This is a genomic window from Enterobacter sp. 725m/11 (assembly GCF_011683705.1).
Lineage (GTDB): Bacteria > Pseudomonadota > Gammaproteobacteria > Enterobacterales > Enterobacteriaceae > Enterobacter > Enterobacter bugandensis.
In genome coordinates, this window is record NZ_JAAQOK010000018.1 from 46,064 (window position 1) to 67,505 (window position 21,442).

The 21,442-nt window shown below is 56.8% G+C and carries 19 protein-coding genes; 12 read left to right on the forward strand and 7 right to left on the reverse strand.

Going from position 1 to position 21,442, the window contains the following annotated elements; genetic code table 11:
* Window positions 1-3 precede the first annotated feature (3 nt).
* The gene (gene yiaJ, locus HBA26_RS09990; RefSeq protein ID WP_041911625.1) at window positions 4-822 is read right to left on the reverse strand and encodes an IclR family transcriptional regulator YiaJ; all 819 of its coding nucleotides are present in this window, start codon (window positions 820-822) and stop codon (window positions 4-6) included.
* A gap of 224 nt (window positions 823-1,046) precedes the next feature.
* Here yiaJ and yiaK point away from each other — a divergent pair, with 224 nt between their 5' ends.
* The 8 genes from yiaK (at window position 1,047) to araD (ending at window position 8,622) form a co-directional block, all read left to right on the forward strand.
* The gene (gene yiaK, locus HBA26_RS09995) at window positions 1,047-2,045 is read left to right on the forward strand and encodes a 3-dehydro-L-gulonate 2-dehydrogenase (protein WP_041911626.1); all 999 of its coding nucleotides are present in this window, start codon (window positions 1,047-1,049) and stop codon (window positions 2,043-2,045) included.
* A 10-nt stretch (window positions 2,046-2,055) separates the two neighbouring features.
* Window positions 2,056-2,523 (forward strand): YhcH/YjgK/YiaL family protein, encoded by a 468-nt coding sequence (locus HBA26_RS10000; protein ID WP_045630272.1) that lies wholly within the window; start codon window positions 2,056-2,058, stop codon window positions 2,521-2,523.
* A gap of 26 nt (window positions 2,524-2,549) precedes the next feature.
* Window positions 2,550-3,476: a DUF4862 family protein gene (locus HBA26_RS10005; protein ID WP_045260032.1), complete on the forward strand. Its 927-nt coding sequence runs from the start codon at window positions 2,550-2,552 to the stop codon at window positions 3,474-3,476.
* 42 nt (window positions 3,477-3,518) lie between these two features.
* Window positions 3,519-4,838, forward strand: coding sequence for an MFS transporter (locus HBA26_RS10010; RefSeq protein WP_041911629.1), 1,320 nt, complete (start codon window positions 3,519-3,521; stop codon window positions 4,836-4,838).
* A 76-nt stretch (window positions 4,839-4,914) separates the two neighbouring features.
* On the forward strand, window positions 4,915-6,420 hold the full coding sequence (locus tag HBA26_RS10015) for an FGGY-family carbohydrate kinase (protein WP_063155254.1): 1,506 nt from the start codon (window positions 4,915-4,917) through the stop codon (window positions 6,418-6,420).
* Window positions 6,417-7,070 carry a 3-keto-L-gulonate-6-phosphate decarboxylase UlaD gene (gene ulaD, locus HBA26_RS10020; RefSeq protein ID WP_063155186.1) on the forward strand — a complete coding sequence of 218 codons (654 nt, stop codon included), beginning with the start codon at window positions 6,417-6,419 and terminating at the stop codon, window positions 7,068-7,070. Before HBA26_RS10015 ends, ulaD begins: the two co-directional genes overlap by 4 nt.
* Before the next feature lie 2 nt (window positions 7,071-7,072).
* Window positions 7,073-7,933 carry an L-ribulose-5-phosphate 3-epimerase gene (locus tag HBA26_RS10025; RefSeq protein WP_045260035.1) on the forward strand — a complete coding sequence of 287 codons (861 nt, stop codon included), beginning with the start codon at window positions 7,073-7,075 and terminating at the stop codon, window positions 7,931-7,933.
* A complete protein-coding gene (gene araD / locus HBA26_RS10030; protein ID WP_041911632.1) occupies window positions 7,927-8,622 on the forward strand; it encodes an L-ribulose-5-phosphate 4-epimerase in 696 nt (231 codons plus the stop codon). The genes HBA26_RS10025 and araD overlap by 7 nt, the downstream gene beginning before the upstream one ends.
* On the opposite strand, the gene HBA26_RS10035 is transcribed toward araD, so the two are convergent.
* Window positions 8,623-9,441 carry a helix-turn-helix domain-containing protein gene (locus tag HBA26_RS10035; protein ID WP_063155187.1) on the reverse strand — a complete coding sequence of 273 codons (819 nt, stop codon included), beginning with the start codon at window positions 9,439-9,441 and terminating at the stop codon, window positions 8,623-8,625.
* Between the two features lie 225 nt (window positions 9,442-9,666).
* Between HBA26_RS10035 and HBA26_RS10040 the strand changes: the two genes are divergently transcribed.
* Both HBA26_RS10040 and HBA26_RS10045 read left to right on the forward strand, forming a co-directional pair.
* Complete coding sequence (locus HBA26_RS10040) at window positions 9,667-11,067, forward strand: MFS transporter (RefSeq protein WP_028015059.1); 1,401 nt, start codon at window positions 9,667-9,669, stop codon at window positions 11,065-11,067.
* A 10-nt stretch (window positions 11,068-11,077) separates the two neighbouring features.
* Window positions 11,078-13,027 carry a glycoside hydrolase family 127 protein gene (locus HBA26_RS10045; protein ID WP_126345593.1) on the forward strand — a complete coding sequence of 650 codons (1,950 nt, stop codon included), beginning with the start codon at window positions 11,078-11,080 and terminating at the stop codon, window positions 13,025-13,027.
* A gap of 52 nt (window positions 13,028-13,079) precedes the next feature.
* Here the strand turns inward: HBA26_RS10045 and HBA26_RS10050 are convergent, their stop codons facing one another.
* A complete protein-coding gene (locus tag HBA26_RS10050) occupies window positions 13,080-13,820 on the reverse strand; it encodes a MipA/OmpV family protein (RefSeq protein WP_100171112.1) in 741 nt (246 codons plus the stop codon).
* A 117-nt stretch (window positions 13,821-13,937) separates the two neighbouring features.
* Here HBA26_RS10050 and HBA26_RS10055 point away from each other — a divergent pair, with 117 nt between their 5' ends.
* The gene (locus HBA26_RS10055) at window positions 13,938-14,903 is read left to right on the forward strand and encodes a LysR family transcriptional regulator (protein ID WP_126345594.1); all 966 of its coding nucleotides are present in this window, start codon (window positions 13,938-13,940) and stop codon (window positions 14,901-14,903) included.
* Here the strand turns inward: HBA26_RS10055 and aldB are convergent.
* The gene (aldB, locus tag HBA26_RS10060; protein ID WP_041911639.1) at window positions 14,900-16,438 is read right to left on the reverse strand and encodes an aldehyde dehydrogenase AldB; all 1,539 of its coding nucleotides are present in this window, start codon (window positions 16,436-16,438) and stop codon (window positions 14,900-14,902) included. The two genes, HBA26_RS10055 and aldB, sit on opposite strands and share 4 nt — an antisense overlap.
* Window positions 16,439-16,603: 165 nt before the next feature.
* Here aldB and HBA26_RS10065 point away from each other — a divergent pair, with 165 nt between their 5' ends.
* Window positions 16,604-17,488, forward strand: coding sequence for an ROK family protein (locus HBA26_RS10065; RefSeq protein WP_166720896.1), 885 nt, complete (start codon window positions 16,604-16,606; stop codon window positions 17,486-17,488).
* 3 nt (window positions 17,489-17,491) lie between these two features.
* Here the strand turns inward: HBA26_RS10065 and selB are convergent, their stop codons facing one another.
* From selB to HBA26_RS10080, 3 genes are all read right to left on the reverse strand, one after another.
* Window positions 17,492-19,330 (reverse strand): selenocysteine-specific translation elongation factor, encoded by a 1,839-nt coding sequence (selB, locus tag HBA26_RS10070; RefSeq protein WP_126345595.1) that lies wholly within the window; start codon window positions 19,328-19,330, stop codon window positions 17,492-17,494.
* Window positions 19,327-20,712: an L-seryl-tRNA(Sec) selenium transferase gene (gene selA / locus HBA26_RS10075; protein ID WP_126345596.1), complete on the reverse strand. Its 1,386-nt coding sequence runs from the start codon at window positions 20,710-20,712 to the stop codon at window positions 19,327-19,329. The genes selB and selA overlap by 4 nt, the downstream gene beginning before the upstream one ends.
* Before the next feature lie 103 nt (window positions 20,713-20,815).
* On the reverse strand, window positions 20,816-21,424 hold the full coding sequence (locus HBA26_RS10080) for a glutathione S-transferase (RefSeq protein ID WP_126345597.1): 609 nt from the start codon (window positions 21,422-21,424) through the stop codon (window positions 20,816-20,818).
* Window positions 21,425-21,442 lie beyond the last annotated feature (18 nt).

Sequence of the window (21,442 nt, forward strand, 5' to 3'; positions counted from 1 at the left end):
ACGCTACCCCTCACGCACGTTAAAACCCAGCTCTTTTGATATCGCCTCTGCCGTTTCGCGCAGAGGCTTGAGCAGGTTTTTCTCGCCAACCTGCTTCATGCGGGACGTCGACAGCGAAATGGAGATCGCATACGGCACGCGACCATGAATATCAAACACCGGCACGGCGATACAGGAGACACCCAGCTCGTTCTCTTCTTTATCCATTGCCATGCTGCGATCGCGAATTTCCGCCAGCTCATCGTACATAGCACTCAGTTCAGTGATGGTATTGCGCGTCAGCGGTTGAATCTGTTCCTGATGGCTTTGCCAGTAGCTGGCCACGTAATCCTGATGACCAAAGGCCATATAGATCTTGCCCATTGCAGAACAATAGAGCGGCATATGCTGTCCGATGTAAGCACGCGTACGCAGCATGCCGGTTGTCGGCTCGAGCTTATAAATTAGGATCGCGTGGTCATCTTCCCGACTGGAAAAGTTTACCGTTTCGCCAGTGGCAATGTTCAGCGCCTCAAGATGCGGGGCCGCCACGTGAATAATGTTGAGCGATGACAGCGCCTTTTGCCCGACAGCAATGAATTTAGTGGTCAAACGATAGCTGCCCGCCGCTGGCGCCGGGGTAACGTACCCGCACGACTGCAGACCCTGGAGTAACCGGTGGACGGTGCTCTTATTCAAACCTGCCAGTTCCGATAAATGCGCAAGCGGACACCCGTTCGGGTAGTTGCTGAGGATCTCAATCAGCATCAGGCCGCGAAACAGGCTCTGGCTGCCCGCTGGCCTCTCTTTTTCCTGCGTTATTTCGCTCTCTTTCATGCTCATCAAATCGCTCCTTTTTATCGCGCTCCTGATGGTAGCGCAAAGTGTGGTTTAGTTCACGATCTCAACAGAAAAAACACAACCAGTTGATTTTAATGCTTTTTGAAAAACGTGAATGTCGTTGATCTGATAAAAATTGATCGTTATATTTGAAATCAGATTTCGCATAGTGAAATTTAACGATAAAAAAGCGTTCGCACTTGCCCCTAAAAAACAGGAGAACAGGGATGAAAGTGACCTTCGAAGAGTTGAAAGCGGCGTTCAATCGGGTTCTGCTCGATCGCGGCATAAAAGTGGAGACTGCCGATGCCTGCGCAGAGATGTTTGCCCGCACCACCGAGTCCGGTGTCTACTCGCATGGCGTAAACCGCTTCCCGCGTTTTATTCAGCAACTGGATGCGGGCGACATCATCCCTGACGCCCAGCCACAACGGGTGACCTCATTGGGTGCCATCGAACAGTGGGATGCCCGACGCTCCATCGGCAACCTGACGGCGAAAAAGATGATGGATCGCGCTACCGAACTGGCATCCGACCACGGTATCGGCCTGGTGGCGCTGCGTAACGCCAACCACTGGATGCGCGGCGGCAGTTACGGCTGGCAGGCGGCTGAGAAAGGTTACATTGGAATTTGCTGGACCAACTCCATTGCAGTAATGCCTGCGTGGGGATCAAAAGAATGCTGCATCGGCACAAACCCGCTGATCGTCGCTATCCCGTCGAATCCTATCACCATGGTCGACATGTCGATGTCGATGTTCTCCTACGGCATGCTGGAAGTGAACCGCCTGGCCGGGCGCGAGTTGCCTGTAGATGGCGGCTTTGACGACGAGGGCAATCTCACCCGAGAGCCTGGCGTGATTGAGAAAAACCGCCGTATTCTGCCGATGGGCTACTGGAAAGGTTCAGGCTTATCCATCGTGCTCGACATGATCGCTACCCTGCTCTCTAACGGCTCTTCCGTCGCAGAAGTGACCCAGGACAACAGCGACGAATATGGCGTATCGCAGATCTTTATCGCTATTGAAGTGGATCGCCTGATCGACGGGCCAACCCGCGATGCCAAACTGCAACGCATCATGGACTTCATCACTACCGCCGAACGCGCTGATGAGAATGTTGCCGTTCGTTTGCCGGGACATGAATTCACGCGTCTGCAGGAAGAGAACCGTCGCAACGGCATAACCATTGACGACAGCGTATGGGCGAAAATCCAGTCTCTGTAAGGAGGGGATGATGATATTCGGACATATTTCGCAGCCCAATCCGTGTCGCCTGCCGCTGGCGATTGAAAAAGCGCTTCATTTTCTGCGCACCACGGATTTCACCACCCTGGAGCCAGGCGTGGTGGAAATTGAAGGCCGCACTATTTTTGCCCAGGTGCTCGACCTCACCACAAAGGAACAACACGAAAACCGTCCTGAAGTGCACCGCCGCTATCTGGATATTCAGTTTCTGGCCTGGGGTGAAGAGAAAATCGGTATCGCTATTGATACCGGCAATAACAAAATAAGCGAATCATTACTGGAACAGCGAGATATTATTTTTTATCACGACAGCGAAAATGAGTCGTTTATAGAAATGGTACCTGGCAGTTATGCCATATTTTTCCCGCAGGATGTTCATCGTCCTGCCTGTATTAAAAACAAGGAAACGGTAATTCGTAAAATTGTGGTGAAAGTGGCAATCAGCGAATTATTGTAATTTTCTGACGAATACAGGAACGCGAAATGACCAACACCGGTTTTATTATTGGTGCGTACCCCTGCGCACCCTCGTTTCACCAGAAAGGGGAACAAGAAGAACAATCCTTCTGGCGGGAACTTTCCGACACACCGTACATACGCGGGCTGGAACAACCTTGCCTGGAAAACCTTCATCCTTTCGGTGACGAGTGGCTGTTCCGTCATACGCCGGACGAGTGGCAAATCGTGGTCACGGCGGTGATGGAAACCATGCGCCGTCGTGGCACGAACGGCGCATTTGGTCTGGCATCAGCAGACGAAGAACAACGTAAAGCATGCGTTGAATTTTACCGGCATCTACACCAGAAAATTGACGCTGTAAATGTGCGTTTTCCGGGAAAAGTCATAGCCCTGGAGATGCAGGCGGCGCCGCAGGCCGGGAATGCATCCGTCGAACAGGCCACCGAGGCATTCTCCCGCTCAATCCGCGAAATTGTGAGCTGGAACTGGTCCTGCGATCTGGTGCTGGAACACTGCGATGCCATGACCGGACCTGCACCGCGTAAAGGTTTTTTACCCTTAGAACAGGTGCTGGAGGTGGTAAACGGAACCGACATCAGCGTCTGCATCAACTGGGCACGGTCGGCCATTGAAGGCCGTAATTCCACCGTTCCGCTTGAACACGTTCAGGCCGCATGTAAAGCCGGAAAATTGGGCGCGCTGATGTTCTCTGGCACCACCACACGCGGCGAATATGGCGAGTGGCAGGATCTGCACGCGCCGTTTTCTTCGTTCTGTGCCGACAGTTTAATGACGACTGAACAGGCTACATCACTCTTTACTGCGGCGAGCGCCGCAACATTGAAATTCTCCGGTATTAAATTACTGGAAATAAATGCTAATGCTGATGTCAGCCATCGCATCGCCATTTTGCGTGACGGCATTAGCGCTATGAATAAAGCGACACAATAAAAATAAAAACATATTCCGATTACATTCACAGAGACATTAACTATGAATATTTCAACGAATGCTCTACATGCGGATATTCCGCGCCAGCGCTGGCTAAGAATCATTCCACCTATTCTTATCGCCTGCATTATCTCTTACATGGACCGCGTAAATATCGCCTTTGCGATGCCCGGAGGTATGGATGAAGAACTGGGTATTTCCGCCACCATGGCAGGCCTGGCAGGCGGGATCTTCTTTATCGGCTATCTGTTCCTGCAGGTTCCGGGCGGCAAGATTGCTGTTCATGGTAGCGGCAAGAAGTTTATCGGTTGGTCCCTGGTCGCCTGGGCAGTCATCTCAGTCCTGACCGGTATTGTCACTAACCAGTATCAGTTGCTGGTGCTGCGCTTCTTACTCGGCGTGGCGGAAGGCGGGATGCTGCCCGTTGTGTTAACGATGATAAGCAACTGGTTCCCGGATGCCGAACGTGGCCGCGCCAACGCGATTGTGATCATGTTCGTGCCGATTGCCGGGATCATCACCGCGCCACTTTCTGGCTGGATTATTACCGCGCTCGACTGGCGCTGGCTTTTTATCATTGAAGGTTTGATGTCCATAGTGGTGCTGGTGCTGTGGGCGTTCACCGTTTACGACCGTCCGCAGGAAGCACGCTGGATCTCAGAGGCCGAGAAAAACTATCTGGTGCAAACGCTGGCCGCTGAACAGCAGGCCATCGCCGGAAAAGAGGTGAAAAATGCCTCATTGAGCGCCGTACTTTCCGATAAAACCATGTGGCAATTAATCGCCCTGAACTTCTTCTACCAGACCGGGATTTACGGTTATACCCTTTGGCTGCCCACCATCCTGAAAGAGCTGACGCACACCAGCATCGGCCAGGTAGGGGTGCTCGCCATTCTGCCTTACATCGGTGCCATTGCGGGGATGTTCCTGTTCTCTACGCTTTCTGACCGCACCGGCAAGCGCAAGCTGTTTGTCTCCCTGCCGCTGATTGGCTTCGCACTTTGCATGTTCCTCTCCGTGGCGCTGAAGGCAAACACCTGGCTGGCCTATGCCGCGTTGGTCGGCTGCGGATTCTTCCTGCAGTCCGCCGCTGGGGTGTTCTGGACGATTCCTGCACGTCTGTTTAGCGCCGAAATGGCAGGCGGTGCGCGCGGTGTGATCAATGCGCTTGGTAACCTCGGCGGATTCTGCGGCCCTTATGCGGTAGGCGTACTGATAACGCTGTACAGCAAAGATGCGGGAGTTTACTGCCTGGCGATTTCTCTGGCACTGGCGGCGCTGCTGGCACTGCTGTTGCCAGCGAAATGTGATGCCGGAGCAGAACCTAATCCCACGGTGAATCCGCATAAACGTGCGGCCTGATGCCCTCACCCAACCCACTAAACCGAACCGTAGGCCGGGTAAGCGAAGCGCCACCCGGCGAATAAGTGAGATGAAGATGAGTGAAAAAGAGCCCTTCTGGCTGGGTATCGATTGTGGCGGTACTTATCTGAAAGCCGGGTTATACAACCGCCAGGGAAAGGAAATGTGTATCGAACGTCGCTCGGTTGCCACGCTCAGCCCACGCGCAGGCTATGCGGAGCGGGATATGCACCAGCTCTGGCAGCACTGCCACGCTACCGTCGCCACGCTGCTCAAACGTTCAGGCGTAGACGGAGAGCAGATCAAAGGCGTCGGCATTTCTGCTCAGGGCAAAGGACTGTTTCTACTCGATAAACAGGATCGGCCCCTGGGCAACGCCATGCTCTCTTCTGACCGCCGGGCGCTGGAGATTGTGCAACGCTGGCAGCAGGACGGCATTCCAGAAAAACTCTATCCGCATACGCGCCAGACGCTGTGGACCGGGCATCCGGCCTCGCTTCTGCGCTGGGTAAAAGAGAATGAGCCTCAGCGCTTCGAGAAAATTGGCTGCGTGATGATGGCGCACGATTATCTTCGCTGGTGCCTCACCGGCACCAAAGCCTGCGAAGAGAGCAACATTTCGGAGTCCAATCTCTACAATATGAATACCGGCCAGTACGACCCACAGCTCACACGCTGGCTCGGTATCAGCGAAATTGACGGCGCCCTGCCGCCGATTGTCGGTTCAGCAGAAATTTGCGGGGAAATCACCGCTCAGGCAGCCGCCCTGACCGGTCTCGCGGCGGGTACGCCCGTCGTTGGTGGACTGTTTGACGTGGTTTCCACCGCGATCTGCGCCGGGCTACACGACGAACATACGTTGAATGCCGTAATGGGCACCTGGGCCGTCACCAGCGGGATTGCGCATGGCATTCGCGACAGCGAGCCGTTTCCCTACGTCTATGGCCGCTACGTTCATCCGCAGCAGTACATCGTTCACGAAGCCAGCCCGACTTCCTCCGGCAACCTGGAGTGGCTCACCGCGCAGTGGGGCGATATGTCATTCGATGAAATCAACCATGCCGTCGCCGGTCTGCCAAAAGCCGGAAGCGATCTGATTTTCCTGCCCTTCCTCTACGGCAGCAACGCGGGTCTGGAGATGACCAGCGGTTTCTACGGCATGCAGGCGCTACACGCCCGCGCGCACCTGCTGCAGGCGGTTTACGAAGGCGTGGTATTCAGCCACATGACCCATCTTAACCGCATGCTTGAGCGCTTTACCGAGGTGAAGGCACTGCGCGTCACGGGTGGCCCGGCCCATTCGGACGTGTGGATGCAGATGCTTGCGGACGTCAGCGGTCTGACAATTCAATTACCCCAGGTAGAAGAGACTGGCTGTTCCGGTGCAGCGCTGGCCGCACTGGTCGGTACAAGCATCTATCCCGATTTCCACACGGCGCAACGCGCCCTTAAACATGACATCCGGGTGATTGAACCCGACATGGACGCCCATGCGGCCTATCAACGCAAATATCACCGCTATCAGTTACTGATTTCAGCATTACAGGGCTATCACGCCCAGGTTAAGGAGCACGACCTATGAGCCGACCATTACTGCAGCTGGCGCTCGATCACACCTCACTTCAGGCCGCGCAGCGCGATGTTGCCCTGCTTGTGGATCACGTCGATATCGTCGAAGCCGGTACCCTTTTATGTCTGACCGAAGGACTAAGCGCCGTCCGCGCGCTGTGCAAACAGTGCCCGGAGAAAATTATCGTGGCGGACTGGAAAGTGGCCGATGCCGGAGAGACGCTGGCAGAACAGGCGTTTGGCGCGGGCGCGAACTGGATGACCATTATCTGCGCCGCTCCGCTGGCGACCGTTGAGCGAGGCCACGAGGTGGCACTGCGCTGCGGAGGAGAAATCCAGATAGAGCTCTTTGGTAACTGGACGCTGGACGACGCGCGCGCATGGCAACGTATCGGCGTAAAACAGGCGATATACCACCGGGGAAGAGACGCGCAGGCCAGCGGTCAGCAGTGGGGCGAGGCGGATCTCGCCAGAATGAAAGCCCTCTCGGATATCGGTTTACAGCTTTCGATTACCGGCGGCATCACGCCTGCCGATCTCCCCCTGTTTAAGCAAATCAACGTCAAAGCGTTTATCGCCGGGCGCGCGCTGGCGGGCGCGGATAATCCGCCGCAGGTGGCACAGGCATTCCATTCGCAAATCCGCGATATCTGGGGAGCGTAACCATGCGTCAGCATCCGTTAGGTATTTATGAAAAAGCGCTGCCGAAAGATCTCTCCTGGCCGGAACGCCTGGTCCTGGCGAAGAGCTGCGGATTCGATTTCGTTGAGATGTCGGTTGATGAAACCGACGAGCGTTTATCGCGCCTTGAGTGGAGTACCACGCAGCGCGCCTCTCTGGTTGAAGCGATGCTGGAAACCGGGGTGTCTATCCCTTCTATGTGCTTGTCTGCCCACCGTCGCTTCCCGTTCGGCAGCCGCGACGAAACGGTGCGCCAGCGCGCCCGTGAGATCATGACCAAAGCCATCAGGCTGGCACGCGACTTAGGTATTCGCACCATTCAGCTTGCGGGTTATGACGTCTATTACGAAGAGCACGATGAAGGTACTCAACAACGTTTTGCCGAAGGACTGGCATGGGCCGTCGAGCAGGCCGCCGCCGCACAGGTGATGCTGGCGGTCGAGATCATGGATACCGCATTTATGAATTCCATCAGCAAGTGGAAAAAGTGGGACAGCATGCTCGCCTCGCCGTGGTTCAGCGTTTACCCGGACGTTGGCAACCTGAGCGCGTGGGGTAACGACGTTACCGCCGAGCTGACGCTGGGCATTGACCGCATTGCGGCTATTCACCTGAAAGATACCCAACCCGTTACCGCGCAAAGCCCCGGACAGTTCCGCGATGTACCGTTTGGCGATGGCTGCGTCGATTTTGTCGGCGTGTTTAACACGCTGAATAAGCTGAACTATCGCGGCGCGTTTCTGATTGAAATGTGGACCGAAAAAGCCAAAGAGCCGGTGCTGGAGATTATCCAGGCACGCCGCTGGATTGAAGCCCGTATGCAGGAAGGAGGCATGACATGTTAGAACAACTCAAAACCGAGGTACTGGCGGCAAACCTGGCGCTGCCAGCCCACCAGCTGGTGACCTTTACTTGGGGCAACGTCAGCGCAATAGATCGCGAAAGCGGTATGATGGTCATCAAGCCGTCCGGCGTGGAGTACGACGTGATGACGGCGGAGGATATGGTGGTGGTGAACATTGCCACCGGCCTGGTGGTCGAAGGCAGTAAAAAACCCTCCTCTGACACACCAACCCATCTGGCACTGTATCGCCGTTATCCGGAGATTGGCGGCATCGTACATACCCATTCCCGCCACGCCACCATCTGGTCGCAGGCGGGACAGGATTTACCCGCCTGGGGCACGACGCACGCAGACTATTTCTACGGAGCGATCCCCTGCACGCGGCTGATGACCACGGCAGAAATTGCCGGGGAATACGAATACCAGACGGGCGAAGTGATCATTAAAACCTTCGAGGAGCGCGATCTCAGCCCAATGCAGGTCCCGGCGGTACTGGTTCACTCCCACGGCCCGTTCGCCTGGGGCAAAGACGCTGCCGATGCGGTCCACAATGCCGTCGTGCTGGAAGAGTGCGCCTATATGGGCCTGTTCTCACGCCAGCTCGCACCACAGTTACCGGCTATGCAGCAGGCGCTGCTGGACAAGCATTATCTGCGCAAGCACGGGGCGAACGCCTATTACGGGCAGTAATCAACCGGAATTAATATGCTCTTTACAGTACCGCCGTTTCCAGACGGCGGGGGTTAACCCGGTATGCTTCGAAAATATCTGTCGGAAATATCCCACGTCGTTAAAGCCGCAGCGCGCTGCGACCTCGGTTAATGACGCAGCGTCGTTGAGCAGGAGTTTTTCCGCCGCCCTGACGCGCTGGCGATGTATCGCCTCCGTCAGGGTTAAATGGAAAGTCCGGCGAAAGACGCGCCCGAGATAATCTGCATTACAGTGCAACGCTTTTGCCAGCTGCGAGGTGGATATCGGTAAATGAAACTGCGTGCGAATAAGCTGTTTTGCCTTCCATGCCATCGCCGCGCCGGCCTGATCTGCGCTGTCTTCATATCCTGAAGAGTTTGACACCTGCTGTAAAATCAATAATAAAATCATCTCCAGCGCCAGGCTTCGCCGTAATTTCTCCTGCTCGCTGAGGAATTGACGAAAGAGCGCAATCACATATTCCGCATCCCTTACGCGGCAGTGTTGTTCTATTGCCAGAGGAGCAGCGTTGGGTAACGTTAGATCTTGCGGCTCCACCTCAAAATGCAGCCAGTAAAAGCGCAGGTCCGCCGGGAAATCCTCCACGCCCACATGCCGACGCTGCGGCCAGAGCAACAAACTCTCTCCCGCATTAACATCAAAAACATGATTTTCTTCCTGGATCGTTAAAGTCCCTTTTTCGACAAAAATAACCTCCCACGATGTTAATTTTCGCGCAGGGTGGCGGCCCACTCCGCGGGAGATAAATAGCCCGCCATTTTGAACCTTAACCGGAAGCGCTATGGATAATTCGAGCATGGATATTCACCATTCCGCTTTTATTGTCGTTAATATTCGACTTACCCGTTGATTATTAATCAATATTAAAATATCTGTCCGATCGGAATCACATTTTTATCATCAGGTCGGAATCGTCACCTTTTTATACTTTTCCCTTCCCTTGTTGGCCTTCCCGTTCGATGCAGAATAAAGAGGTACCCAGCATAAATACGATAATAAATTCGATCTCCGAGGAGTTACTTCATGACTTCCACACCGATTACAGACGCAGACGCTGCAAAACAGAAAGTCGATGACCGGCTGTCCGTCCGCGAGAAAATGGGCTACGGCCTGGGCGATGCGGGCGGCACGGTGATTACCTGCCTGATCATGAACTTTCTGACCTTTTTCTATACCGATGTATTTGGTCTCACCCCTGCGCTGGTGGGCACGCTGTTTATTGCCCTTCGCGTGTTTGACGCCATTTCCGATCCGGTGATGGGCGTCATTGCTGACCGCACGCAGAGCCGCTGGGGCCGATTTCGTCCCTGGCAGCTGTGGGTCGCCGTCCCAATAGGCATTATCGGCGTAATGACCTTCACCGTTCCGGAAGCCAGCATGGGCGTGAAAATCGCCTGGGCGTTCGGCACCTATTTGCTATTGTCCGTGGGCTATACCGCCATCAACGTGCCCTACTGCGCGCTGATCAACACCATGACCACCCGCCACAACGAGGTGATCGCCTGCCAGTCCTGGCGCTTTGTGCTGTGCGGCGTGGCGGGCTTTCTGGTCTCCGTTGGCCTGCCGTGGCTGGTAGCGGAGCTGGGTCAGGGCGATGCCGCGAAGGGTTATCAACTGGGCGTTGGCGTGCTGTGCGCTATCGCCGTGGTGATGTTCTTGTGCTGCTTCTTCTGGGTTCGCGAACGCGTTCCGCTGGCGCTGATGGGCAAATTCACCCTGCGCGAGCACCTGGCGGGCCTGCGTAAAAACGATCAGCTGCTGCTGATGTTGTTGATGTCGTTTCTGCTGATCAACGTCTTCAACATTCGCGGCGGTGGATATATGTACTTTATCACTTACGTGCTTCAGGGCAGCACGGCGTACACCTCGCTGTTTTTCACCATGGTGACCTTTGCCGCTATTCTGGGCGCAGTGATCGTCAGCCCGCTGTCGCGCCGTATTGATACCGTCAAACTCTACTACTACACCAACCTGGTGCTCGCTGCGCTTGCGGTGGGCATGTGGTTTCTGCCGGGTGGCCCGGCGCACCAGACGCTATGGCTGATCGTCATTTTAAGCAACGGCGTGATCCTGGGCTTCACCCTGCCGCTGCACTTCTCGCTAATGGCTTTTGCCGATGACTACGGCGAGTGGAAAACCGGCGTGCGTTCGTCGGGCATGAACTTCGCCTTCAACCTGTTTTTCATCAAGCTTGCGTGGGCATCCAGCGCCGGGATTATCAGCCTGGTGTTTATTGCCGTGGCCTATCAGCCAGGCGCGGGCAACCAGACGCCAGCCTCACTGCAGGGCATCACCGCCATGGAGACGCTGCTGCCTGCCCTTTTCCACCTGCTGCTGGCGGTCGCTATCCGCTGGTGCAGGCTTAATAACCCAATGATGTCGCGCATTTCCACCGACCTGCGCCAGCGTCACGTACCGTCCTGAGGAGAACGCTATGTTCATAATGGAACCCGACCTGCACCAGCTGAAAATCAACGATCCGTTTCTCGGGCAATATCAACGGCTGGTCCGTGACGTGGTGATCCCTTACCAGTGGGATGCGCTAAACGACCGCGTGGCGGAGGCCGAACCCAGCCACGCCATCGCCAACTTCCGCATCGCGGCCGGGCTGGAACAGGGGGAGTTTTACGGGATGGTATTTCAGGACAGCGACGTGGCGAAATGGCTCGAAGCCGTGGCGTGGTCGCTGTGCCAGAAGCCGGATGCAGATCTGGAAAAAACCGCCGACGAGATAATTGAGCTGATCGCGGCGGCGCAGTGTGAAGATGGCTACCTCAACACCTACTTTACGGTAAAAGCCCCCGAGGAACGCTGGACGAATCTGGCCGAATGCCACGAGCTGTACTGCGCCGGGCATATGATTGAAGCGGGCGTGGCGTATTTCCAGGGAACCGGAAAACGTCGCCTGCTGGACGTGGTGTGCAGGCTGGCGGACCATATCGACAGCGTGTTTGGCCCGGGAGAAACACAGCTGCACGGTTACCCTGGTCACCCGGAAATCGAGCTGGCGCTGATGAGGCTGTACGACGTCACGCAGGAGCCACGCTATCTCAATCTGGTGAAATACTTTATTGAAGAACGCGGCGCGCAGCCTCACTTCTACGATAGCGAATACGAGAAGCGCGGCAAAACATCTTACTGGAACACCTATGGTCCGGCGTGGATGGTCAAGGACAAAGCCTACAGCCAGGCGCATCTGCCCCTTGCAGAACAACAAACGGCCATCGGCCATGCCGTGCGTTTCGTCTATCTGATGGCGGGCATGGCGCATCTGGCGCGCCTGAGCAACGACGAGGGGAAACGCCGGGACTGTCTGCGGCTGTGGAGCAACATGGCGCAGCGCCAGCTGTACATTACCGGCGGGATTGGCTCGCAGAGCAGCGGCGAGGCGTTCAGCAGCGATTACGATCTGCCCAACGATACGGTGTACGCCGAAAGCTGCGCCTCAATCGGCCTGATGATGTTCGCCCGCCGGATGCTGGAGATGGAGGCAGACGGCCACTACGCCGACGTGATGGAGCGCGCGCTGTACAACACGGTGCTGGGCGGGATGGCGCTGGACGGTAAGCATTTCTTTTATGTCAATCCACTGGAAGTGCATCCGAAAACGCTGGCCTTTAACCATATCTATGACCACGTGAAGCCGGTGCGTCAGCGCTGGTTCGGCTGCGCCTGCTGCCCGCCGAATATCGCCCGCGTGCTGACCTCGCTGGGGCACTACATTTATACCGTTCGCCCGGATGCGCTGCTGATAAACCTGTACGTGGGGAACGACGTCGCCATTCCGGTAGGCGATAACGCCCTACAGCTGCGCATTAGCGGTAACTATCCGTGGCAGGAGCAGGTGAAGATCGAAATCACTTCGCCGGTTCCGGTCACCCACACGCTGGCACTCAGGCTGCCGGACTGGTGCGCGGAGCCTGCCGTTTCGCTGAATGGCGAAGCCATTACCGGTGAAGTGTCACGCGGATATCTCTACCTCTCCCGCTGCTGGCAGGAAGGCGACACCCTGACCCTGACGCTACCGATGCCGGTCCGCCGCGTGTACGGTAACCCCCAGGTGCGCCAGCAGGCGGGTAAAGTCGCGCTACAGCGCGGGCCGCTGGTTTACTGCCTGGAAGAAGCTGATAACGGCGCCAACCTGCATAACCTCTCCTTGCCCCGAGATAGCGAGTTCCGGGTGTGTGAAGGCAAAGGCATTTTCGCGCATAAGATGCTGATACAGACAGAAGGGATTGGGTGTCACATGAAGGAAACGGATGCACTGTGGCAGTACGACCGCTCGCCGGTACAGCGCCAGCCCCGGACGTTGACCTTTATTCCGTGGTTTAGCTGGGCTAACCGGGGAGAAGGGGAAATGCGGATATGGGTGGATGAAGGCTGAATAGTCACCCAGCCCTCTCCCACGGGAGAGGGAGTAAACCGGCTTTACCCCATCAGAAGCGCCAGGTCAGGCCGGTCATTAGCGTGAAGCTATCATCGCGGTCGATCATCGGGCTGTTCTTCACGTCATCAGGCAACACGGTGTAGACCGCGCTGGCGTTGAGGTACAGCTTCTGGGTTAACTGATATTTAGCTACCAGACCAACGTAGGGCGTCCAGCTGTCGCCGGCGGTGTATTGATCCAGACCTGAGCGGCGTGACTCGCTGCCGGATACGCCGTAGTAGTAGTCGTTATAGCTCTCGTCGCTGTAAAAAACACCGACAGAAGGCGTCAGGGTCAAACGCTCCATCCTGATTGGACGGAAGTAGGATACCTCGCCCACCACGCCGCCGCTTTCATCCGTGGCATCGCCTGAGACCGCCACTTTCAGAGAACCCCAGCTTTCGTGGCGGTAGTACGCACCGCCGAGGAACGCAGAGGCTTTACGCTCATCAAGCTGCTTCATCTGGTGGTCGTCGTTATCATCCGGATCAAAATGCAGCGGCATCCAGGATGCGGTCAGGCTGAGTTCATTTTTTGCGTCTTTCCACAGGATCCATCCGCCCGTGGTCTGGCGAACATAGAAGCGATCGCTCTCATAGCTAATTAACGGCACCGCGGTGGTATTTTCGTTATAGCCTTTATAAGGAGACTCATTAAATACGGCCCCCGCGCCAAGTGAAAAATCACCGGCCATTGCAGAAGAGGTTGCAAATAACGTGGCAGCAATCAGTAAATTGTATTTAATAGTCATGTGAAGTAATCCATTTATACGCCAAATAAGCGGGGCGAATAATAATGGTTACGAATTTGCCTGTGCAACGCTGCAGTTTATATAATATTATATATAAAACCATATAGATGGGTGCGCATGATGAATAAATTACAGCTAAAGCCACGCGAGTTAAAAATAATCTCCGTCATCGCAGCCACCCACAGCATTGGTGATGCCGCCGCCCTGCTGGGCATGGCGCAGGCCAACGTCAGTAAATATCTCTCGGATTTTGAAACGCGGGTTGGGCTTAAGGTTTTTGAGCGCACGACCCGCCAGCTCGCTCTGACGCAGTTCGGTGAAGCATTACTCCCTTATGTCGACGCCACGCTGGACAAAAACACGCAACTTATTAATTTCATTGCCGATTATAAGCATGAAAAGCGTGGAAAAGTCACGATTTACGCTCCAACGGGCATTGTGACCTATCTCGCGCGCCACGTGATCCACCAGATAAAGGACATCGGGGACATTCGCATTTCCCTGAAAACCTACAACCTGGACCGCAACGAATATTCAGAAGGTGTGTCCTTCCCGGATGACTGTGATATTTTAATTACCTATGCTCAGCCAAAAGATGAAAGTCTGGTCGCCAGCGTGTTAGCAAAATATTCCGTCACTGCATTCGCAACCCAGGAATATTTAAATAAACATCCTTTAACCGGACCTGAAGATTTAAGTAATCACTCCTGTATTCTGATCGACTCCATGCTGGTCGATGATGCCAACATCTGGCGTTTTCGCATGCATGGCAGTGATGATGTGCATGATTATCGGGTAACCGGAAACTATATTTGCGACAATACCCAGACGGCCCTGGAACTGGCAAGAAATAACCTTGGCATTGTGTTCGCGCCGAAAGAAAGCCTGAAGAAGGAATTAACGCAAGGTACGCTGATCCCCTGTTTCCCGCATCAGGAAGAGTGGTGGCTCGATCTGACCGCCATCTTCCGCAAGCGCGAATATCAGCCCTGGCGTGTACAATATGTTCTGGATGGTGTCCTCAACTGCCTGCGCCAGCAAATTGCTCAGGCCGTCCATGGACGGCCTGAGCTGGGCGATTAGAACAGCCCCAGCGGTTTATCGGAGTAGCTGACAAGCAGACATTTCGTCTGCTGGTAATGCTCCAGCATCATCTTGTGCGTTTCACGCCCGATTCCCGACTGCTTATACCCGCCAAATGCCGCGTGAGCCGGATAGGCGTGGTAGCAGTTGGTCCATACGCGTCCCGCCTGAATGCCTCTGCCCATTTTATAGGCCAGGTTGCCGTTGCGGCTCCAGACTCCCGCCCCCAGGCCATACGGCGTGTCGTTGGCAATCTCCAGCGCCTCCTCCATCGTTTTGAAGGTAGTCACCGCCAGCACCGGTCCGAAAATCTCCTCCTGGAAGACGCGCATGTTGTTCTGCCCGAACAGGATCGTCGGCTCAAGGTAATACCCTTCCTGCAGATCCCCGCCGAGCACCTTACGGCGACCGCCGGTCAGGATATCCGCCCCTTCCTTCTTGCCGATATCGATGTAGTTGAGGATAGTCTCCAGCTGGCCATGCGAGACCTGTGCCCCCATCTGCGTAACGTTATCGAGCGGGTTACCGCTGCGGATAGACTCGACGCGGCGAATGGCCCGCTCCATAAAGCGCTCGTAGATGGACTCCTGCACCAGCGCGCGGCTTGGGCAGGTGCAGACTTCGCCCTGGTTAAAGGCAAACAGCGCAAACCCTTCCAGCGCCTTGTCGAAGAAAGCGTCCTCTTCCTCCATCACGTCCGCGAAGAAGATGTTCGGGGACTTCCCGCCCAGCTCCAGGGTCACCGGAATAATGTTTTGCGTGGCGTACTGCATAATCTGCTGGCCCACTTCCGTCGACCCGGTAAACGCCACTTTAGCGATCCGTTTTGAGGTGGCCAGATATTCCCCTATCTCACCGCCCGCGCCGTTCACCACGTTAATCACCCCCGGCGGCAGAAGATCGGCAACAATTTCCATCAGCAGCAGGACAGAGAGCGGGGTTAAACGCGCCGGTTTAAGCACAATGCAGTTCCCGGCGGCCAGCGCGGGTGCCATTTTCCAGCTCGCCATCAGCAGCGGGAAGTTCCACGGAATAATTTGCCCGACGACACCCAGCGGCTCGTGGAAGTGGTACGCCACGGTGTCGCTATCTACCTCGCTTATTCCGCCCTCCTGCGCGCGAATACAGGAGGCAAAATAGCGGAAGTGGTCGATAGCCAGCGGCACGTCTGCCGCCATCGTTTCCCGGATCGGCTTGCCGTTATCCCAGGTTTCCGCCGTCGCCAGCAGCTCCAGGTTCTGCTCCATCCGGTCGGCGATTTTGAACAAAATGGCCGCGCGCTCCTGAACGGAGGTATGGCCCCATTTATCTTTCGCTTTGTGCGCCGCATCCAGCGCCAGATCGATATCCCGCTTGCCGGAGCTGGCAATCTCGCACAGCGGCTGGCCGGTAACGGGCGTCAGGTTGGAATAGTATTCGCCGTCGACGGGGGCCACCCAGTCGCCGCCGATAAAATTGTCATAACGGGGCTTCAGCTTGAGGGGAAAACCATACTCGCCGGGCTGGATACGCGAAGAGGGAGGATTGTTTGTCATGACCGTCTCCTTGCTGTTGGTGTACAACAAGGGTAGTCCCGGCTGGCGGTTTTCTCGCCAGTGGGTGACGGGTTTACGAGCCGTATCACGGATTACCGTACTTTACGTTTCGTTTCTGCCACTGAGCCATACTTAACAGCTCAAGGGCTCATGAGGAACGATGCGATGCAGCTGTTTATCGGTTTTGACGTAGGCGGAACCCACATCAAACACGGCGTGATTGATGAAAATGGCAAGGAGCTGACGACGGACGAGTACGATACTCCTGAGGATAAAAACACCTTCAAAAAGAAGTGGAAAGCGGTAGTTGAAGCGTATCAGGACGAACACGACATTGTCGGTATCGGCGTGAGCTTTCCCGGCCATATTAACCACCACAGCGGCGAAGCGGCAAAAGCGGGCGCGCTCGACTATCTCGACGGCGAAAACCTGTGCGAACTCTTCGCCGGGCTGACCGTCCTTCCCGTCACCGTGGAAAACGACGCCAACTGTGCGGCGCTGGGCGAGCGCTGGCAGGGCGCGGGTAAGGACTACGAGCATTTCGTCTGCATCACCATCGGCACGGGCATCGGTGGCGGGATTGTGATGGAAGGCGATCTTTATCGCGGGTCGCATTACCGCGCCGGCGAATTTGGCGTGCTGCCCGTGGGTAATAACGGCGAACCCATGCATGACGTGGCGTCGGCCAGCGGCCTGATGAAAGCCTGTCGTCGCGCGCTGGCCGTATCAGAAGAAGAGATGCCTGACGGCGAGGAGCTGTTTAAACGCATGGAGAGCGACGTGCATCTGCGTGAGGCCATTGAGGAGTGGGCCCATTGCCTCTCGCGCGGCGTTTACAGCGTAATCTCGATGTTCGATCCACAGGCAGTGCTGATTGGCGGCGGGGTAAGCGAGCAGGAGAAAATCTATCTCCTGCTCGATAAGTACCTGCAGCGATTCGAGGAGTGGGAGGCGCTCAAGGTGCCCATTCTGCCCTGCGAGCTGGGTAACCAGGCGGGAAGGCTGGGCGCGGTATGGCTGGCAAAACAAAAACTCTCCCGCCGCACGTAGCGCTCAGGGGAACAACTGCGCGTCGCGAAGCAGATGGTCATTACCCCGGCGACGCGTAAAACCGATGCGGTTGAAATATTCCAGGATCTGGATCGCCAGCTTGCGGCCAACGTTCAGCCGGTCGCGGAAATCGGCTGCGCAGGTGGAGCCGCGCGCCTGATCCAGTTCGCGGATCAGGTTAGCAAACGCCACAATGCGATCGTTACGGTAATAACGATCTTTCACGATCGCGACTATCAGCCCCTGCTGCGCCGCATGGCGCAATACCTGGCGCATCATCTGCTCGTCGGTATTCGTTTCACGCGCCAGATCGCGAACCCACCAGGGTTCATCGCCAAACAGCGAGGCCACTTTTTGCCAGATTGCCTCCTGCTCTGCGGTGAACCCGGCTTTGTGATCCGGCAGATGCAGCCAGCCGTGATGGCTTTTAATCACCCCGCTTTCGCGCATGTTTTCAATCAGCAGCAGCACCAGCGCATCGTCTTCCATCGGCAGCGCCATGCGTCGCAGGCGCTCGCGACCAGGACCGGGTTCATCCTGATGCTGTTCATGGTAAGTGGCGAGCGTGTTCAGGATCTTACGCTGCCAGTTTGCCGCAACCGGCGCATCGAGCAGGCTGTTGCCGGCCTGAATAAAGCCCGGCTGTTGGGTCAGCTGATGCAATCCTTCGCCGCTCAGCTGGCGTGCCCATGCAAAATCACTCAGGCTCACGGCCCCGCGCTCAAGATGCACCCGCAGCGCGGCGTTATCATCCTGAGCCTGTGCAAGCGCAGCCAGCCATTGCAGGTATTCAGGCTTACGCTTGCCGCGTCGCGGCGGGTTCAGCGTCACTACCCGCGCCCCGGCCAGCGTTTCCCGTGCGGAAATGTCCCGCAGTACCAGACGGTCGTTATCCGCCAGCCAGAGCGGCGAATCAAAAACCAGTTCGGCAAGATCGTTTTCCAGCAGGGACACGCGCCCGGTGATATGGCTGGCCGCGTGGTGAATATGCAGCGGCTGCCATTGGGTCAGCGGGACGTTTGTCTGCAGGGAGACGATGACGCGTTCAGACGGCTCCGGCGGGGCGTCGGCCAGCAGCCAGTCGCCGCGGTTAAGCTGCTCTTTTTCCGCATCCCCGGCAATGTTGAGCGCGATCCGCTGCCCGGCGTGGGCGTGCTCCGCAGGCTGATTTTGCGCATGTAAGCCGCGCACGCGCATCGGTTTATTAACGCCCGTCAGCCAGAGGCTATCGCCCACCTTCACTTCACCGCTTAACGCCGTACCGGTGACCACCAGCCCAGCACCTTTGACGGTAAACGCCCGGTCAATCGCCAGACGGAAGCGGTGATGGCTGGCGTGGTCTCGCGACAAAAGCTGCTGCAAATGGTGGCGAAGTTCGCCGATACCGCGCCCTTCTGTCGCTACGGTGACAAAAAGCGGTGCATCGGCAAAACCATATTCTCGTAAGGTCGCCTGCACCGCTTCGCGCACCTCGCTGACGCGCGCGTCGTCAACGCGATCGGCTTTAGTCAGCGCCACGGTCAGCTGCGGGTTGCCTGTCAACTGGAGGATCGCCAGATGCTCACGGGTTTGCGCCATCACGCCGTCATCGCAGGCCACTACAAGCAGGGCATGATCGATGCCCCCCACGCCCGCCAGCATGTTGGAAAGAAATTTTTCATGCCCCGGAACATCAATAAAGCCCAGCACGCGGCCATCGGGCTGGGGCCAGTAGGCATAGCCAAGATCGATGGTCATGCCGCGCTTTTTCTCTTCCGGCAGACGATCGGCGTTTATGCCGGTAATTGCCTGCAGTAACGTGGTTTTTCCGTGGTCGACGTGACCGGCGGTGGCAATAATCATTTCAACAACATCTCCAGAAATCGCTCTTCATCTTCAAGGCAGCGCAGATCCAGCCACATGCGGCCGTCGTAAATCCGTCCGATAACCGGCGTCGGCAGGCCACGCCAGCGCAACGACAGGGCCTCAAGGCGGCTACCGCGCCCGTCACGCGGGGTGAAGGTGAGCGCTTGACTCGGCAGCCTGTCCACCGGCAGCGAACCGCTGCCAATTTGCGACTGGCAGGGCTCAATGCGAACGTCAAAATCGGGGTAGTGCGGGGCAACGCGCGGCAGCAGCAGTTCGGCCTGGTCGCGAATCGAGGCGGCATCCCGGCTTAACAGGCGCAGCGTGGGCAGGCGGTCAGCCAGTTTCTCCGGGTGGAGATAGAGGCGCAGCGTCGCGTCCAGCGCGGCAAGGGTCATTTTATCGGCGCGCAGGGCGCGTTTGAGCGGGTGCTGCTGCAGCTGCGCAATCAGCTCGCGCTTGCCGACGATAATTCCGGCCTGCGGCCCGCCCAGTAGTTTATCGCCGGAAAAGCTGACCAGGCTCACGCCCGCGGCAATCATCTCTTGCGGCATCGGCTCTTTAGGCAGCCCGTACTGGCTGAGATCCACCAGCGAACCGCTGCCGAGATCGGCAATCACCGGAATATTCAGCTCGCGCCCAATCGCCGCCAGCTCGGCCTCTTCAACCGTTTTGGTGAAGCCTTCAATATGATAATTGCTGGTGTGGACCTTCATCAGCAGGGCGGTGCTTTCATTCACCGCCGCGCGATAATCTTTCGCATGGGTACGGTTAGTCGTACCCACTTCATGCAGCGTGCAGCCCGCCTGGCGCATCACGTCCGGGATGCGAAACGCCCCGCCAATCTCCACCAGCTCGCCGCGGGACACCACCACCTCTCTGCCGCTCGCGGTCGCCGCCAGCATCAGCAGCACCGCCGCCGCGTTGTTATTCACAATGCAGGCATCTTCCGCACCGGTTAGCTGGCAGAGCAGATCCGCCAGCGCGCGATCGCGATGCCCGCGCCCGGCGCCGTCCAGATCGTACTCCAGCGTCACCGGTGAGCGCATGGCCTGCATGACCGCAGCCACCGCCTCTTCCGCCTGCTGGGCGCGTCCCAGGTTGGTGTGCAGCACGGTCCCCGTCAGGTTGACCACCGGGCGTAACGCGCTTTGCGCCTTCTCACCCAGCCGATGCTCAACTTCCTGCTCCCACGCTGCGCACCAGTCGGGCAAGGCGTTTTCGGCCTGGATATGGCCTCGGGCTTCATCCTGAAGCAGACGTAACATCTCCACCGTCGCGGTATGGCCGAAGCGCTCAACGGCAGCGTGAATGCGGGGCTCGCGAAGAAGTCGGTCGGTCGCGGGGATCTGGCTGTACAGCGAATGATGAGTAGTCATGGAAGCGCCTGGCGAGTAAATATCTTCCCCCCTCCCGACGGGAGAGGGAGTTAACATGTGGAGGGATTGTACCGCCTCCGACGCCGAAGTGTTATAACCCGCGTCAAGCCTTTGGCGGTTCGGTGCGGGCAAAGCTCTCGCGGCTAAAGAGCGTTTCTGCGAGTTTCACCAGCAGCGGACGGTCGACGCACCAGCCAGGGGACACCCGGCGGAAGTTGAGATAGCCGATGGCGCAGGCGATGGCGATGGTTGCCAGGTCCAGGCTGTCGGTGTGGATCTTGCCCTCCCGGATAAGCTTTTCACACATATCCAGACTGCGGCTGATTTTTTCCCGCTGGCGCAGCAGCTCGTTTTCTGACTGCTGGGCGGCGGGCCTTGCCTGCTCGCGAACGGAGGTGAGTGCTGCATCCATAATGCCGTCGGCCAGGGCTTCAATTTGCTTCACCGCCAGCGCCGCTTTAGGGTCAGACGGCAGCATTGCCGGGGCAATGCCCAGCTGTTCGACATACTCCGCAATAATGGGGGAATCGAACCAGCATTCGCCCTCGTCCGTCACCAGCGCCGGAACTTTCCCCAGCGGGTTATACTGCGCGACGCCGTTTTCGGCGTTGTAGGGCTGTTCATTAACGAATTCAAATTCAATCCCTTTCTCCAGCAGAAGAATCGAGATTTTTCGCACGAAGGGACTGGTGTAGCTACCGATGAGTTTCATTGCCTGATCCTTGATGCC